Genomic DNA, 16582 nt, shown 5'->3' with positions numbered 1-16582 from the left:
ATACCATGTTATTTTAACATAATCCGCAAATTTAGTAAAGATAAGGTTGAGTCACTTGAATTTCTATATAAAAAATGATATAACGATATTGTATCTGTGTATGATGACGTATTCATACACCGCACAATCATGAAAATAATACTTAGGAGAAAATCATGTCAAACAATATTGAAGCATTGGAAAAAACACTTCCTGCTGCACCGATGAAGCTGGTTGCAATGGAAAGCTGTAAGGACCTTGGTCAGAAGGTCAATGACTATCTTGTATCTTTTCGAAAGGACACCATTAACGAGATCACAAACTCTCCACTCTATGCAAATTACAAATCAAACAGCTATCTCGTAGATTGTAGTTGTCCACGTTTCGGAAGCGGAGAAGCGAAAGGTATTTTAAAAGAAACCATCCGCGGAACGGATCTGTTTATCATGACTGATGTCTGCAACTACAGCCTGACTTATTCTGTAAATGGACATCTCAATCACATGTCTCCAGATGATCACTATCAGGATCTGAAACGTATCATCTCTGCCGCAACCGGAAAGGCACATCGTATCAACGTTATCATGCCATTCCTTTACGAAAGCCGTCAGCACAAACGTACCAAGAGAGAATCTCTGGATTGTGCACTTGCATTAGAAGAATTAACTGCAATGGGTGTTGAAAACATCATCACTTTTGATGCACATGACCCACGAGTACAGAATGCGATTCCTTTGAGCGGATTCGATAGTTTTGATCCTCCGTATCAGTTTATGAAAGCACTTTTCAAAGCAGTTCCTGATCTTATTGTCGACAAAGAACATCTGATGATCATCAGCCCGGATGAAGGTGCTATGCATCGTGCTGTATACTTTTCAAATGTCCTTGGCGTAGATATGGGTATGTTCTATAAACGTCGTGACTACTCTACTATTGTAAATGGTAAGAATCCAATCGTTGCCCACGAATTTTTGGGAGACGATGTGACAGGAAAAGATGTCATCATCGTAGACGATATGATTTCTTCCGGAGAAAGTATGCTTGATGTTGCAAAGAAATTAAAAGAACGTGGTGCCGGACGTGTATTTGTATGTACAACATTTGGTCTGTTCACAGAAGGATTTGATAAATTTGATGATTATTATGAAAAAGGATATATCACCAAAGTAATCACAACCAACTTAACTTATCTGCCTTCTATTGTAAATGAAAAGCCATATTTCGTAACTGCAGATATGAGTAAATTCCTGGCATTGATCATTGATTCATTGAATCATGATGTTACAATCGGCAACGTACTGAATCCAACAGACAAAATCCATACTTTATTAGAAAAACACAATATCAAACGATAAAAGCAAAAAAAGAAAAGGTTTCCGGACCTTTTCTTTTTTTGCTTTTTATTATCACTAATACAATTTCGCACTGATTGTTTTTGGTTTCAATCCATTTTCTTCAAGTGCTGCAAGTATCTGATGCTTATGCTCTGTTCCAAACGCTTCCATCGTAATTCTAAGCTCTACTGCCGCATTTCTATTTGTACTTACAAACTGATTGTGCTCAAGTTTGATAATATTACCTTTTTGTTCTGCGATAACAGATGCAACTCTCTGCAACTCACCCGGCTTATCCGGAAGTAATACAGATACTGAGAAAATACGATCTCTCTGAATCAATCCATGCTGTACGATAGATGACATTGTAATCACATCCATGTTACCGCCACTTAAGATACATACAACCTTTTTGCCTTTGCAATCAAGCTGTTTCAATGCTGCGACACTCAAAAGGCCAGAATTTTCGACGATCATCTTGTGATTTTCGACGATATCCAAAAATGCACCAATTAACTCATCATCTTCTACCAGCAATACTTCATCAACATTCTCTCGTACATATGGCAGATTCTGATGTCCTACTGCTTTTACTGCTGTACCATCTGCAATTGTATTCGCACTGTCAAGTTCTACTACTTCTCCGGCTTTTAACGCTGCTGTCATACTGGCAGCTCCGGCTGGTTCTACACCAATGACTTTAATCTTTGGATTGAGCATCTTTGCAAGTGTAGATACACCTGTGATCAATCCGCCTCCACCGATCGGTGCAAGAATATAATCTACAGTAGGCAGTTCCTGAATGATCTCCATAGCAATTGTTCCCTGTCCGGTTGCAACGTCCAGATCATCAAATGGATGCACAAATGTATACCCATGTTCTTCTGCAAGTTTATATGCATACTCACATGCATCGTCATATACATCTCCGTGAAGAATTACTTCCGCACCATAGCTCTTTGTACGATTCACCTTGATAAGTGGTGTTACTGTAGGCATAACAATCGTCGCCTTACATCCATATGCCTTTGCTGCATATGCAACTCCCTGTGCATGGTTTCCCGCAGATGCTGTAATCAGACCTTTTGCACGTTCTTCTTCTGACAATGTACTGATCTTGTAATAAGCTCCACGTAATTTGTATGCTCCTGTATGCTGCATATTTTCTGGTTTTAAATACACCTTTGCCCCTGTCTGCTGACTTAAATAATCACTCTTTATCAATTTTGTCGGGTTTGTAACTCGTGTAACTATTTCACTTGCTTCCTCGAACTTCTCTAATGTTAATTCATTCATCCTGCTCACCTTTTTTCTTTGTGTTTTGACTTCTATTTCAGCTTTTTCTAAAAAACTTTATCCGTTTCTTATGTTATATCATAAGAACTCTCGAGTTCGATGTCAATTATTTTTTATATAATATACAAAAAAATGTATGTTTATTCGTTGTTACTCTTCATCTTCTGTATATTCTTTTTTGTCATTTGTATAAAATAATGCATTTACAAATTCATCTGCATTAAATTTCTGCAAATCATCAATCGACTCTCCGACGCCGATATATTTCACCGGAATACCAAGCTCTGACTGGATTGCAACTGCTATTCCGCCTTTTGCTGTTCCGTCCATCTTCGTTAATACAACACCTGTAATATCTGTAACTTCATTAAACTCTTTTGCCTGAGCTAATGCATTCTGCCCTGTTGTAGCATCCAGAACAACCAATGTCTCACGATACGCATCCGGGTATTCTCTATCTATCACACGATTGATTTTTTTCAATTCTTCCATCAGATTCTTTTTGTTATGAAGACGTCCTGCTGTATCACAAAGCAAAATATCTGCTTTTCTTGCTTTTGCCGCTGCTACTGCATCATAGACAACTGCTGCCGGATCAGACCCTTCCTGTCCACCAATCATCTCTACCTGTGCACGATTTGCCCATTCCTTAAGCTGTTCTCCTGCTGCAGCACGGAATGTATCTGCCGCACCAAGGATTACTTTCTTCCCTTGTGCATGGAATTTTCCTGCCAGCTTTCCAATCGTCGTAGTTTTACCTACTCCATTGACTCCAATCACAAATACTACAGACTGGCGGTTTTCAAATTCATAAGCTGTATCGCCTACATCCATCTGTTTTTTTATGCTATCGATCAATAATTCTCTACATTCGATAGGTTCTTTGATATGCTGTTCTTTTACCTTCTCTTTGAGATCTTCTATAATCTCCATTGTTGTGTGCACACCGAGGTCTCCCATGATCAATGTTTCTTCTAATTCCTCATAGAAATCATCATCAATATGAGAAAAACCATGAAAAATACTGTCCATTCCGGACACAATATTATCTCTTGTTTTTGTCAGACCTGATACCAGTCTGCTAAAAAAACCTTTTTTCTCTCCCATTTTTTCTCTCCTTTTGTAATTGCTTATCTGCCCGCAATTATGCTTTTCTTTCTTTTTCTAACTGCTCCTCTACCAAATCAACAGAAACCAATGTAGAAATACCTTTCTCCTGCATTGTAATACCATACAGACGGTCTGCCGCCGCCATGGTTCCTCGTCGATGCGTGATTACAATAAACTGTGTATGTTTTGTCAGCTTATGTAAATATTGTGCATATCGGTCTACGTTGCTATCGTCAAGTGCTGCCTCAATCTCATCCAGAAGACAGAACGGTGAAGGCTTCAAATTCTGGATCGCAAATAATAAGGAAATCGCAGTCAATGCTTTCTCTCCACCTGATAACTGCATCATATTCTGTAATTTCTTGCCAGGTGGCTGAGCAATGATTCGGATTCCGGCTTCAAGTACATCTTCATCTTCCATAAGCTCCAATGTACCTTTTCCACCTCCAAAAAGCTGTTTAAACACACTGTCAAATTCTGTTCTGATACGTGCGAACTGTTCTTGGAACTGTTGTCTCATTGCTATATCAAGTTCCTCTATAATTTTTACAAGAGATGCCTCTGCCGCTACCAGATCATCATGCTGCGTTTTCAAAAATTCATATCGCTCTGACACACTCTTATATTCTTCAATCGCATTGACATTTACATTTCCAAGATTTTTAATCTCATTCTTCAACCCTTGGATTGCCTGTTTCATATAAGCCAAATCTGTCATATTCTCGTCACGAAGCTCCAGCGCACGATTATATGTCAGCTCATATTCTTCCCACATATAATTAATCTGCTTATCAGAAGCCTCTTCATACGACTCTTTTCGACTGTTCAGACGGAAACATTCTTTGTCAAGATCTGACATGTGTTTTGACAATGCTTCTCTTTTTTCCAAAAAGCTTTTATTTTTATTGCTCAGTTCTTCTCTCTGTTTTGTTTTTTCTTCAATTTCTTTCTGAATTTCCTCAAATAAATCTTTTGACTCTTCAATCGTTCTCTGCAAATCTGAAATTTCTTCTTCTTTTGCCTGAATTTCTTCAACTGCATTTCCTTTATTCAGTTTCAACTCTTCCAGTTCCTCTTCAAACTGTTTTATCTCTTCCTGAATACGATTGATATTTTCCTGTACAAATGCTTCTTTTTGCTCCAAGCCTGCAAAATTAAGATGCACTTTTTCTGAAAGATGCTGCTGTTCACTTTCTTTTACCTTATCGGTCTCTAAAGTCTGCTGCATCATATCAATCTTCTCATTCAACTCTTTTTCCAGATTTTCAGATGTCTCTAATTCCATCTGTATAGACTCCTCGTTGTCACGAATTTCTTCCAGTTCTTTTTCAATATCACCTAATTCTGACTGATAACGCTGTTGTCTTTGGAATAGCTCTCTCTGATTTTCCTGCACCTGTTCCATATTCATCTTAAGTGTATTTTCAACTACAAATGCCTCCTGAACATTCTGCTTCAAAGAATCAATCTTTTCATAACATGCTGCACGCTTCTGTTTTATTCCAGCCACCGATTCTTCGATTTCCTGAATCTTGTCTTTTATCACAACAACATGTTTTTCAAATTCTTCAATCTCACGGCGTCTGCTTAAGAGATTGCTTGAATTTTTAAATGCACCACCAGTCATAGAACCGCCTGGATTGATTAAATCTCCTTCCAATGTCACAAGTCGAAGTGACTGTCTGTATTTTTTCGCAATCGCAATTCCATGGTCGATATGATCTACCACAACTGTTTTTCCAAGTAGCTGATCTGCAAGAATCTGGTATTTTTTCTCAACATGGACCAGCGTATTTGCCAAGCCAATCACACCCGGTTCTCTCAAAGCTTCTTCATTTCGGATTCCATTTCCTCCATGCATACTTGTTAACGGAAGAAATGTTGCTCTTCCAAATTTATTTTTCTTTAAAAATTGAATCATCCGTTTTGCAGTTTCTTCATTATCTGTTACGATATTCTGTATACTTCCACCAAGTGCAGTCTCAACAGCGATCTCATATTCCTTATCTACTTTGACGATATCTGCTACCACACCCAGCAATCCCGGCTCATGGTCTCGATTGTTCATCACACGCTTGATGCTGTTGCCATATCCGTCATAACGCTCTGTCATATTTTTTAATGATTCTAACCTGGAAACTTCTCTGTGATAATTTGACTGCTCTGTACGTAATTCCTGCTCTACTTTTGATATTTCATTTTGATAAGCTAAAATCTGCTCTTCCTGCTCTTGCATCACATGATTATAGCCTGCTATCTCTGCTTGAACCTTCTTTCTTTGTTCTGCATAATCCGAAAGTACTGCATTCTTCTGTGCCCCTTGACTTGCAATCTCAAGGATTACTTTATTCAAAGAAGCTCTTCTTGTTGTAATCTGGCTTTTTGTTGTAGTAAAATGCTGAATCTGTGCTTTTGTAGATGCACGATTATTCAAAAGCTCCATGATTTCCTGTTTATGCCGCTCAATCTCATCTGTCGCACGGGCAATCTTTGTCTGAATATCTGTCAATTTCTGCTGTGCATCGTTGTTTTGAACAGACTCTTGCTGTAATTCCTGACGAATCTTATGACGTTCACTCTCCAGAGCTTCCTTTTGTTCTTGTCTGGACTCAATTTCTTTGAAAATCGTATTTAAACGATTTTCATAGTGTTCATCATTCATACGGACTGTATTGATCTGCTCCTTCAGAACATTGATCTGACCTTCAAGCTGCTGCTTCAATAAATTCGTTTCATTTAATTGTGTTTTTGACGTTTCCAATGCTGCATCAATGATATCAACCTGCTCTTCAACAGACTCGTATTCCGCCTTCATTTTTTCGTAATTGCCTTCAGCCTGTTCCAGTTCTTCCTCTGCAATTTTTAACTGTCCTTCAATCTGGCTCAATTGTTCTTTAATTCGTTCTGTCTCCAGAAGGAACATATTGATATCCAATGTTTTCAGAGCTTCTTTTTTCTTCAAATACTCTCTCGCAGTCTGAGACTGACGTTCCAATGGTCCAATCTGCTTTTCAAGCTCGGAAAGAATATCATTAACACGAGTCAAATTCATTCTTTCCTCTTCCAGTTTTTTTAATGACAGATTCTTACGACGTTTAAATTTTACGATTCCGGCAGCTTCGTCAAACAGTTCTCGACGTTCTTCCGGCTTACCGCTCAATATCTTATCAATCTGTCCCTGCCCGATAATGGAGTATCCTTCTTTACCGATACCTGTATCATAGAACATCTCATTAATATCCTTCAATCGGCACGATGCCCCATTGATTAGATATTCACTCTCCCCAGAACGATATAATTTTCTCGTTACTGTAACTTCTTCATAATCAACCGGAAGTTTATGGTCTTCATTATTAAGCGTAATTGCAACTGAGGCATAACTAAGCGGTTTGCGATTCTCTGTTCCTGAAAAAATTACATCCTGCATCGAACCGCCTCGAAGCTGTTTTGCTCTCTGTTCACCTAAAACCCATCTGACTGCATCTGCGACATTACTTTTTCCACTTCCGTTCGGTCCTACAATTCCCGTGATTCCTTCGTGAAAATCAAATTTTATCTTGTTCGCAAATGATTTAAACCCTTGTACTTCAATGCTTTTTAAATACATATATCACCTGTTCCACTATTTCTTTTTCAGTGCTAGAATTGCCTGATATGCGGCCTGCTGCTCCGCTGCTTTTTTTGTACGTCCTTTTCCGGTTCCATAATCCACATCGCCGATAAAAACTTCCACATAAAATGCCTTATTGTGATCCGGTCCTTCTTCTTTCAATAACTGGTACGTAATTGGTTTGTTGATATCTGCCTGTACGATTTCCTGCAAAATAGTCTTGCTATCAAAAAAGAGCTTTTTATTCTCTAAATCAGATAAAATAAATTTGTGAATAAACTCTTTTGCATTAGCAAAACCACCGTCCAGATAAATAGCTCCGATCAATGCTTCCATTGCATCTGAAGTAACAGATTCGCGTGTTCTGCCGCCTGTCGCTTCTTCTCCTTTTCCAAGCAGGAGATAACTTCCAAGTTCAATATCTCTTGCACAAAATGCCAGCGATGGCTCACATACCATACTTGCTCTCGTTTTTGTCAGTTTTCCTTCCGGTTCCTTTGGATTTTCCAAAAATAAAAACTCACTAGATACCAGCTCCAAAACGGCATCTCCCAAAAATTCCAGCCTTTCATTACACTGATATTTTGGCAAATGTTTTTCATTTGTATAAGAGCTATGCATCAAAGCATGCTTTAACAGAGAAAAATCCTGAAATTTATAACCGATTCGTTTCTCTAATTCTTTTAATTTATCTTCCATTGATTTCTCCTTATTGTAACCTCAAGGTCATTATTTATAAAGCAGAAAAGCCCCTTACGGGCTTTTCTATATCTTTGTATTGATTACTTATGCATTCTTTTTACTTTTAATCTGATCTACTGCATCCTGCACTGTTGAAATCTGCTCTACTGCATCATCCGGAATCTCAATATCAAATTCCTCTTCTAATTTCAACACAATCTGAATCACATCCAAAGAATCTGCTGCCAGATCCTCAACAAATCTGCTTTCCGGTTTTACATCTTCTACATTTAAATTCATCTCTTCTGCAATGATTTTCTGTATTTTTTCAAATTCCATCGTCTTAATCCTCTCTTCTTTTAATCTTCTTTTTTTGTTTCTTCCTGTGCTTTTTCTAACTGAATTGCTTCCTCAATCTTAGCACTGATTGCCTGCTCCTTAAATGTTACACACTGAATGATAGAATTACAGACTTCTGTTGCCTTTGAACTTCCATGTGTTTTAACAACCAGCCCTTTCAGACCTAACATTGGTGCTCCGCCATATGCAGTTGCATCAAATGACTTGAGTGTTGTCTTTAATGCTGGTTTTACAAGCAGTCCGCCAATCTTGCTTTTTAAAGTTGACATCATACCTTTCTTCACTTCACTTAACAAAGTACCTGCAACACCTTCATAAAGCTTTAAGATAACGTTTCCAACAAAAGCTTCACATACAATAACATCTGCTGCTCCGGATGGAATATCCCTCGCCTCCACACTACCGATAAAGTTAATATCTTTGCATGCTTTTAAAAGTGGAAATGTCTCTTTCACTAAAGCATTCCCTTTTTCTTCTTCTGCACCGATATTCACAATACCTACTGTTGGATTCTTCTTTCCAATAACATGTTCCATATAAATAGAACCCATCTTAGCAAATTGGACAAGATGAGAAGGTCTTGCATCTACATTGGCTCCACAATCAATCAGTAATGATACTCCTTTTGCAGTCGGGATTAATGGTGCCAAAGGTGTACGTTCTACTCCCTTTATCTTGCCTACCAATATCTGACCACCGACAAGAACTGCCCCTGAATTACCTGCTGATACTACTGCATCAGCCTTTTTATCATGTACCAGTTTCATCGCAACTGACATGGATGAATCTTTCTTTCTTCTAATTGCAAGAACCGGTGGCTCTGCCATCTCGATTTCTTCTGTAGCATTGACAATCTCTAACTGTTCTTTTGGATATTCATATGCTTTCAATGTATCTTTCAGTATCTCTTCTTTTCCAACCAACAGAACTTTTATGTCTTTTCGCTGTTTTATTGCATTTACCGCTCCCTTTACAATCTCCTGCGGTGCATTATCTCCACCCATTGCATCAAGAGCAACTATTGTAGTCTCGGACATATTTTTTCCTCCTTACATAACTGTTTATAATTCTATCAAAAAAATGAAAAAAAAACAAGGACTTGATGTTACTCAAATCCTTGCCATTATCCATTTCTAATTAGTCAACTGAAATGATTTCTTTTTTGTTGTAGCTACCACAAGCCTTACATACTCTGTGAGGCATCATAAGTTCTCCACACTTGCTGCATTTAACAAGGTTTGGAGCGCTCATTTTCCAGTTAGCTCTTCTCTTATCTCTTCTTGCTTTAGAAGATTTATTCTTTGGACAGATAGACATAGGTTACACCTCCTTAAAATTCTTAAACAGATCACGGACAACTGACATTCTTGGATCAAGACTCGTGTCTTCACAGTCACAAGTACCCTTATTTAGGTTCTGACCACAAACGTTACAAATGCCCTTACAGTCTTCCCTGCAAAGAACTTTCGTCGGCCATCCTATTAGTATCTCGTTATAGAGCATTTTGTCCACGTCAAGATAATATCCGTCAATATAATTTGATTCATCGAATCCTTCTTCCAGTTCCGCATCGGATTGCGCGAGATCGACATGCTTCTCCACATCCAGCACAATCTCCTGCTCCACATCTTCCAGACAACGATCGCACGGAATCAAAACACAAATCTTTGATTTAGCTTGAATCCGATATTCTCGCTTCTTCATATGTGAAACTGTAATCATTACCGGATCTTTTTGAACAATAGAATAAGTTCCTGCTCTTGTCTGAAACTCTTCCATATCCAATTGTACGGTCTCATTAATCGTTTGATGACGGTCTGATAACACGTCTGATAGGTTTAACAGCATAGTTCTACTCCTATTCACACAAAGACTATTATATCATGTAAAAAGTATTTGTCAATCATTTTTTTATTTTTTTGAAATTTTGATTTTTCGAAAAGAGAAAATCCTGGGATACTGTTCACTCCCATATCAATCACACCAAAACAAAAAATCTACCAAACCTTTTGTCGTATGCATGGCAACAACAGGGACGGGGAAAAGTGGTTTTAAAAAGCCACTTTTCTCCGTCCCTGACTGGCTTTGAAATTATTTCAACAATGCAACTGTTTCTCTAGCGATTGCAAGCTCTTCGTTTGTAGGAATTACCAATACATTAACTTTTGAACCTGGTTTAGAAATCATAATTTCCTGACCTCTTGTATTGTTAGCTTCCTCATCAATCTCAATTCCAAGATATCCAAGATATCCAAGAACCAATTCACGAACGCCGTGGTCGTTCTCTCCGATACCTGCTGTAAATACGATATTATCTACACCATTCATTGCTGCTACGTATGCTCCAACGTATTTTGCAACACGATAAGCAAATACTTCCAGAGCAACTTTAGCTTTCTCATTTCCTGCATCTGCTGCATCCCACAGATCACGGAAATCACTTGAAAGGTTTCCTGATAATCCGTAAACACCTGATTTTTTATTTACAACATCCATCAATCCATCAATATCAAGATCCTCTTTCTTAGCGATGAACTCTAAGATAGCTGGATCAATGTCTCCTGAACGTGTTCCCATTACAAGACCTTCCAATGGAGTAAGTCCCATAGATGTATCAATTGATTTACCATTCATAACAGCTGTTACGCTTGATCCGTTTCCAAGGTGACATACAATAGTCTTTGTCTGATCATATGGAACACCAAGAATCTCAGCTGCTCTCTTAGATACGAAACTGTGGCTTGTTCCATGGAAACCATAACGTCTTACTTTGTATTTTTCATAGTACTCATATGGAAGTCCATACATATATGCTTTCTGTGGCATTGTCTGATGGAAAGCTGTATCAAATACTCCTACCATCGGTGTTCCTGGCATCAGTTTCTCGCATGCTGCGATACCGATCAGGTTTGCAGGGTTGTGAAGTGGTGCAAGTTCGTTACACTCTTCTACTGCTTTTTTCATCTCTTCTGTAATAATTGCAGATGAAGCAAATTTTTCTCCACCATGTACAACACGATGTCCTACTGCACCGATTTCATCCAGGCTCTTAACAACTCCTGTTTTCTCGTTTGTCAATGCATTGATCACATACTGGATTGCTTCTTCATGTGTAGGCATTGCAAGATCTGTTTTTTCTTTTTCTCCGCCAGCTGGCTGATATGTCAGTCTTCCGTCGATTCCGATTCTTTCGCAAAGTCCTTTTGCAAGAACTTCCTCTGTGTCAGAGTTGATTAACTGGAATTTCAAAGATGAACTTCCACAGTTGATTACTAATACGTTCATAATATCCTCCTTATGCTTGAGCCTGTACAGCTGTAATAGCGATAACGCCTTCAATATCTTCTGCACTACATCCACGAGATAAATCGTTAACCGGTGCTGCAATTCCCTGTGTCAGAGGGCCATAAGCTTCTGCTTTAGCAAGTCTCTGAACAAGTTTATATCCGATATTTCCTGCATCAAGATCTGGGAAAATCAAAACATTAGCATGTCCTGCAACCGGGCTTCCTGGTGCTTTAGACTCTCCTACTGAAGGTACAATTGCTGCATCAAGCTGCAATTCTCCATCCAGACGTACATTTGGATTCAATTCTTTTGCAATTTTTGTTGCCTCTACAACTTTGTCTACATCTGCATGTTTTGCACTTCCCTTTGTAGAATGTGAAAGCATAGCAACGACTGGCTCTTCACCTGTTAACAGCTTGAACGATTCTGCTGAAGATAATGCAATATTTGCAAGTTTCTCTGGATCCGGATTCTGTTCAAGTCCTGAATCTCCAAAGATAAATGTTCCGTTTGCTCCCATATCACAATCTGGAACTACCATTACGAAGAATGCTGAAACCAGTTTTGTACCTGGTTTTGTCTTTAAGATCTGCAGGCATGGACGAAGTGTGTCTGCTGTTGAGTGGCATGCTCCTGATACCATTCCGTCAGCGTCTCCCATTTTTACCATCATTACGCCATAATATAAATAGTTATTTAACAGCAATTCTCTTGCCTGTTCTTCTGTCATACCTTTTTTCTGTCTTAATTCGACTAATTTTGCTATGTATGCTTCTGTCTTATCGTTTGTAGCAGGATCTACAATCTGAGCTCCTGTAAGATCGTATCCAGCGCCAACCTTCTCAATCTGTTCTTTGCTACCAACGAGAATCAGTTTTGCTGTTCCTTCTTTTAAAACTGCCTCTGCTGCTTTGTAAGTTCTTTCGTCTTCTGTCTCAGGAAGAACAATTGTTTTAATATCAGATTTTGCTCTTGCTTTGATTTCATCAATAAATCCCATGATTTAAAGCCACCTTTCATTTTTCTCACTGCCCCCATTATACCTCAAAGATTTTAGGGAAACAAGGGGATTCTATGTGCATTTTTTAGTACAATATGCCTTTTTTTCGTTATTTTTTTATCTATCTTGTACTTTTTTAGAAACAATTGTATTTTTTAATTTTAAAAGCTGATAAAAAAAGAAGCGGTTATTTTTCAAACCACTCCGTTTACTCTTATTTTTATAATTTAAAAAATGCTGTAATAATCGCAAAATACATCAAAATTGTACAGGTATCCATAATCGTTGAAATCAACGGTGCTGCCATCAATGCCGGATCAAGTCCTATCTTCTTTGCAAACAAAGGCAATGTACATCCTATACACTTTGCCATACAAACAATCGCAATTATCGTAATTCCAATCGCAATTGCAAGCATTATATCCTGGTCATACATAATATAAACCCGGATTCCATTTACAACTGCCAGCATTAATCCTACCAATATAGCAATTCGAATTTCCTTAAATACAACTTTGAAAAACTCTTTAAATTCAATCTCCCCGACAGCTATCCCACGAATCACCATCGTCGAACTCTGCGAGCCACAATTACCGCTGGTTCCCATCAGCATCGGAATAAATGTAATCAAAATTGGCATGACCGCCATCGCCGACTCATAATGAGCCAGTATTTCTCCACTGACCGTTGCAGACAACATCAACAACATCAGCCAGAGTGCTCTGTTCTTCGCATGTTGAAAAACAGATGTGCCAAAATAAGAATCTTCATTTGGTGTGACACCGGCCATGATACTGATATCTTCCGTCGCTTCATCCTGCAACACCGTCATTGCATCATCTACTGTTACAATTCCAACCAGACAATTCTCATGATCGATGATTGGAATCGCTACCAGACTATATTTTTCAATCATGGCTGCCACCTTTTCCTGATCGTCTAGTGTCCTTGCACACAATACATTCTCATCCATAATTTCTTCAATCAGTCTGGATTCTCCTACTGTCAGAAGATCTTTTACATCAACCGAACCGATCAGCTTTTTCTTCTCCGTCACATAGCAAGTATAAATCGTTTCTTTATTAATACCAACCTGACGAATTTTTAAAATAGCCTCTTCTACGGTCATTTCTTTTCGCAGACTGATATACTCAATATTCATAATGCTTCCCGCACTGTCTTCAGGATACTGTAAAAGTGCATTGATTTTCTTTCGTGTCTCTTCATCAGTCGCCTTCAAAAGACGATCAACTACATTCGCCGGCATCTCTTCTACGACATCAACCGTATCATCCACATACATCTCTTCCATGACTTCTTCCAGCTCAGAATCCGTCAATGCATTGATCAGATCTTCGCGCATGTCACTGTTCATGTCTGTAAATACTTCTGCCGCCTCTTCCTTCGCCAGCAAACGGAACATCAAAACTCTCTGACGTTCTCCCACTTCTTCCATTACTTCAACGATATCGACAGGATGCATGTTTTCTAACTTTTCTTTTAACTTTTTAAATTCTCTTGCATCTAATAATTCCAGCAATATTTCACTATTTAATTCTTCCATTGCATCCACCCTCTTTCATCTGACATCTTTATATAGTATAATAGTTTATATCAACATATACAAGGAGCAAAATGTTAAAAACATGAAAATCGTAGGATTAATCACGGAATACAACCCTTTTCACAATGGACACAAATATCATATTGAACAGGCAAAAAAAATAACCGGCGCGGATGCCGCTATCGTTGTTATGAGTGGGGACTATGTACAAAGAGGCATGCCTGCCATTATGCCCAAACGTTTGAGAGCAGAGATGGCATTGAACTGCGGAGCTTGTGCAGTCTTCGAACTTCCCGTCTGCTATTCTACCGGCAGTGCGGAACTATTTGCCCTCGGTGCGGTATCATTATTAGACAAGCTCGGAATCGTTGATTATCTTTGTTTCGGAAGTGAGTGCAATGATTTACAGGGACTCCAGGCAATTGCTGATATTTTATGCGAAGAACCGACAGAATACAAACAGCTTTTACAAGAAGCCCTGCGAAGCGGACTTTCTTTTCCTGCCGCAAGGCAAGAAGCACTTGGTACCATTATGAAAACTGCCGATTCTTCTTTTTTATTAAACAATCCAAATAATATTCTTGGTGTAGAATACTTAAAAGCACTCCGACGTATAAACAGCAACATAAAACCTTGCACAATCAAACGGCAGGATTCTCATTACCATGACCGGACACTGCGCACAACATACAGTTCTGCTTCTGCGATCCGTTCACTTTTTGCGTATTCCGATTCCTTTGGCACTGCATCAGAAGGTTTTCACAAGCGTGGAAACACACGTTTTTCCGGCATCTCGGGTGAATTGGCAAAACAAGTTCCATCCTCTTGTTTTAAATTATTAGAAGAAAACCATCAGGTTCTTTATCCAATCTCAGAACAGGATTTTTCACTTCTTCTAAAATATAAGCTATTAAACAAAACTCCCGAAAAGCTCATTCGGTATGCAGATGTTTCTGAAGAATTGGCTAATCGTATTTATGCAAATCTGAATAACTTTTTTGATTATCGTCAATTCTGCGAATTGTTAAAAACAAAAGAAGTAACACAGACGAGAATCAATCGTGCACTATTGCATATTATGCTCGGTATTAAAAAGAAAGATCAGGAAACTTATTTAACTGATGGATATCATTACTACGCACATTTGCTTGGTTTCAGAAAAGATTGTGAAAAAGTAATTTCTGCAATCTCTAAGACCGGAACGCTTCCTTTATTAACAAAGCTATACAAACAAGACAAGCTTTCAGATGCTGGCCAACGTATGCTAAATCAAGATATTTTAGCTTCAAATTTGTATAATTCTGTAATTACTGAAAAATTCCGGACTCCATTTAAAAACGAGTATAACCACGGCATTTTAAAATTATAATTTTTCATAAATTCAAAGCCAAAAAGCTATTGTTTGAATTTCCTCAAACAATAGCTTTCTTATTATCGTATATATACTTTTTTAATTTTACAAGCTTACTTTCTTCGTACATGTTATTGCAAGTGAACCTGGTCCGATATGACATGCCACACTCAATGATAATGGTGCACTTATCAGTTCATACTGTGGAAATTTTTTCTGAATTTCTTCTTTCCATTCCTGCGCTGCTTCTTCATTTCCTGTATACGCCATACCAAGAATCAATTGATCTTCTTTTCCTTTAAAGCGCTCTTCGATATCATGTTCAATTGCTTTTAGCATTGTACGTTTTGCAGCTTTCAACCCTCGCACTTTTGAAAATGCGTCTAACTTATCACCTTGGACTGTCAGTACCGGTTTCAGATTTAACACTGTTCCAAGTGCCGCAGCCGCAGCTGTGATTCTTCCACCCTTTTTTAGATATTTCAAAGTATCTACAGTAATATAAATTGTTGACTCATACTTTTCTTTTTCAAGAATTTCTTTGATTTCTTTTGCTGATTTACCTGCATCACGCAATACCAATGCATCCTTGACCGACTGCTCTTGTGTCACTGAAATGCGCTGATTGTTTACAACCTGTACTTTTTCATCGTATTCCATAGACAAAGAAATTGCATTTTCACAAGTGCTGCTTAGCCCACTCGACATCGGGATATGTACAATCTCATCATATTCTTTCAGTAGTTTTTCCCACAGATCCATCACATCTCCGGGAGATGGCTGCGAAGTAGATATCTCCGCATCCTCTCCTAATTCCTGATAGAATTCTTCCTGTGAAAGTGAGATATCTTCAAAAAACAATTCTCCATTAATATAGAATGGCATTGGAATAACATATACTCCCAATTCTTTCCCCATCGCCTGTGTAATTCCACTATTACTGTCTGTTACTATTGCAATTTTACTCATCTTTAATTAGTTCCCCTATTTGTTTTCCAACCTGTGCCCG

General features: G+C 38.3%; 14 protein-coding genes. 2 read left to right on the top strand and 12 right to left on the bottom strand.

The window, feature by feature from the left end; all coding sequences use genetic code 11:
- The first annotated feature begins 155 nt into the window (after positions 1-155).
- A complete protein-coding gene (locus LQE94_RS13720) occupies positions 156-1334 on the top strand; it encodes a ribose-phosphate pyrophosphokinase (protein ID WP_022075750.1) in 1179 nt (392 codons plus the stop codon).
- A gap of 54 nt (positions 1335-1388) precedes the next feature.
- Here LQE94_RS13720 and ilvA read toward each other — a convergent pair whose 3' ends face one another.
- The 11 genes from ilvA to mgtE form a co-directional block, all read right to left on the bottom strand.
- The gene (gene ilvA, locus LQE94_RS13715; RefSeq protein WP_022075751.1) at positions 1389-2609 is read right to left on the bottom strand and encodes a threonine ammonia-lyase; all 1221 of its coding nucleotides are present in this window, start codon (positions 2607-2609) and stop codon (positions 1389-1391) included.
- Between the two features lie 150 nt (positions 2610-2759).
- Entirely contained in the window at positions 2760-3716 is a 957-nt protein-coding gene (gene ftsY, locus LQE94_RS13710; protein ID WP_240577945.1) for a signal recognition particle-docking protein FtsY, read from the bottom strand.
- 37 nt (positions 3717-3753) lie between these two features.
- A complete protein-coding gene (gene smc / locus LQE94_RS13705) occupies positions 3754-7326 on the bottom strand; it encodes a chromosome segregation protein SMC (protein ID WP_240577944.1) in 3573 nt (1190 codons plus the stop codon).
- Positions 7327-7341: 15 nt separating this feature from the next.
- A complete protein-coding gene (gene rnc, locus LQE94_RS13700) occupies positions 7342-8028 on the bottom strand; it encodes a ribonuclease III (protein WP_022075754.1) in 687 nt (228 codons plus the stop codon).
- Between the two features lie 87 nt (positions 8029-8115).
- Complete coding sequence (gene acpP, locus LQE94_RS13695) at positions 8116-8349, bottom strand: acyl carrier protein (RefSeq protein ID WP_118737131.1); 234 nt, start codon at positions 8347-8349, stop codon at positions 8116-8118.
- Between the two features lie 20 nt (positions 8350-8369).
- On the bottom strand, positions 8370-9407 hold the full coding sequence (gene plsX, locus LQE94_RS13690; RefSeq protein WP_118723838.1) for a phosphate acyltransferase PlsX: 1038 nt from the start codon (positions 9405-9407) through the stop codon (positions 8370-8372).
- Between the two features lie 100 nt (positions 9408-9507).
- Positions 9508-9687, bottom strand: coding sequence for a 50S ribosomal protein L32 (gene rpmF / locus LQE94_RS13685; protein WP_004068723.1), 180 nt, complete (start codon positions 9685-9687; stop codon positions 9508-9510).
- A 3-nt stretch (positions 9688-9690) separates the two neighbouring features.
- The gene (locus tag LQE94_RS13680) at positions 9691-10218 is read right to left on the bottom strand and encodes a YceD family protein (protein WP_022075757.1); all 528 of its coding nucleotides are present in this window, start codon (positions 10216-10218) and stop codon (positions 9691-9693) included.
- Positions 10219-10461: 243 nt separating this feature from the next.
- Positions 10462-11655, bottom strand: coding sequence for an acetate kinase (locus LQE94_RS13675; RefSeq protein ID WP_240577943.1), 1194 nt, complete (start codon positions 11653-11655; stop codon positions 10462-10464).
- Positions 11656-11665: 10 nt separating this feature from the next.
- Entirely contained in the window at positions 11666-12658 is a 993-nt protein-coding gene (gene pta / locus LQE94_RS13670) for a phosphate acetyltransferase (protein ID WP_022075759.1), read from the bottom strand.
- 220 nt (positions 12659-12878) lie between these two features.
- Positions 12879-14222, bottom strand: a complete 1344-nt coding sequence (gene mgtE / locus LQE94_RS13665; protein WP_240577942.1) for a magnesium transporter — start codon at positions 14220-14222, stop codon at positions 12879-12881.
- Between the two features lie 82 nt (positions 14223-14304).
- Between mgtE and LQE94_RS13660 the strand changes: the two genes are divergently transcribed.
- Entirely contained in the window at positions 14305-15591 is a 1287-nt protein-coding gene (locus tag LQE94_RS13660) for a nucleotidyltransferase (RefSeq protein WP_240577941.1), read from the top strand.
- 87 nt (positions 15592-15678) lie between these two features.
- Here the strand turns inward: LQE94_RS13660 and LQE94_RS13655 are convergent, their stop codons facing one another.
- Positions 15679-16542, bottom strand: a complete 864-nt coding sequence (locus LQE94_RS13655; RefSeq protein ID WP_240577940.1) for a DegV family protein — start codon at positions 16540-16542, stop codon at positions 15679-15681.
- Positions 16543-16582 lie beyond the last annotated feature (40 nt).

This window comes from Mediterraneibacter sp. NSJ-151 (assembly GCF_022487435.1).
GTDB classification, from domain to species: domain Bacteria; phylum Bacillota; class Clostridia; order Lachnospirales; family Lachnospiraceae; genus Schaedlerella; species Schaedlerella hominis.
Note: the sequence above shows the minus strand (reverse complement) of the source record. Positions and strands in the feature narration are given on the sequence as shown.

Coding starts and splice junctions, on each gene's coding strand:
- LQE94_RS13680 (WP_022075757.1), bottom strand. CDS start 10,218: ATGCTGTTAAACCTATCAGACGTGTTATCAGACCGTCATCAAACGATT.
- LQE94_RS13655 (WP_240577940.1), bottom strand. CDS start 16,542: ATGAGTAAAATTGCAATAGTAACAGACAGTAATAGTGGAATTACACAG.
- acpP (WP_118737131.1), bottom strand. CDS start 8,349: ATGGAATTTGAAAAAATACAGAAAATCATTGCAGAAGAGATGAATTTA.
- mgtE (WP_240577942.1), bottom strand. CDS start 14,222: ATGGAAGAATTAAATAGTGAAATATTGCTGGAATTATTAGATGCAAGA.
- rpmF (WP_004068723.1), bottom strand. CDS start 9,687: ATGTCTATCTGTCCAAAGAATAAATCTTCTAAAGCAAGAAGAGATAAG.
- LQE94_RS13660 (WP_240577941.1), top strand. CDS start 14,305: ATGAAAATCGTAGGATTAATCACGGAATACAACCCTTTTCACAATGGA.
- ftsY (WP_240577945.1), bottom strand. CDS start 3,716: ATGGGAGAGAAAAAAGGTTTTTTTAGCAGACTGGTATCAGGTCTGACA.
- ilvA (WP_022075751.1), bottom strand. CDS start 2,609: ATGAATGAATTAACATTAGAGAAGTTCGAGGAAGCAAGTGAAATAGTT.
- rnc (WP_022075754.1), bottom strand. CDS start 8,028: ATGGAAGATAAATTAAAAGAATTAGAGAAACGAATCGGTTATAAATTT.
- pta (WP_022075759.1), bottom strand. CDS start 12,658: ATGGGATTTATTGATGAAATCAAAGCAAGAGCAAAATCTGATATTAAA.
- smc (WP_240577944.1), bottom strand. CDS start 7,326: ATGTATTTAAAAAGCATTGAAGTACAAGGGTTTAAATCATTTGCGAAC.
- LQE94_RS13675 (WP_240577943.1), bottom strand. CDS start 11,655: ATGAACGTATTAGTAATCAACTGTGGAAGTTCATCTTTGAAATTCCAG.
- plsX (WP_118723838.1), bottom strand. CDS start 9,407: ATGTCCGAGACTACAATAGTTGCTCTTGATGCAATGGGTGGAGATAAT.
- LQE94_RS13720 (WP_022075750.1), top strand. CDS start 156: ATGTCAAACAATATTGAAGCATTGGAAAAAACACTTCCTGCTGCACCG.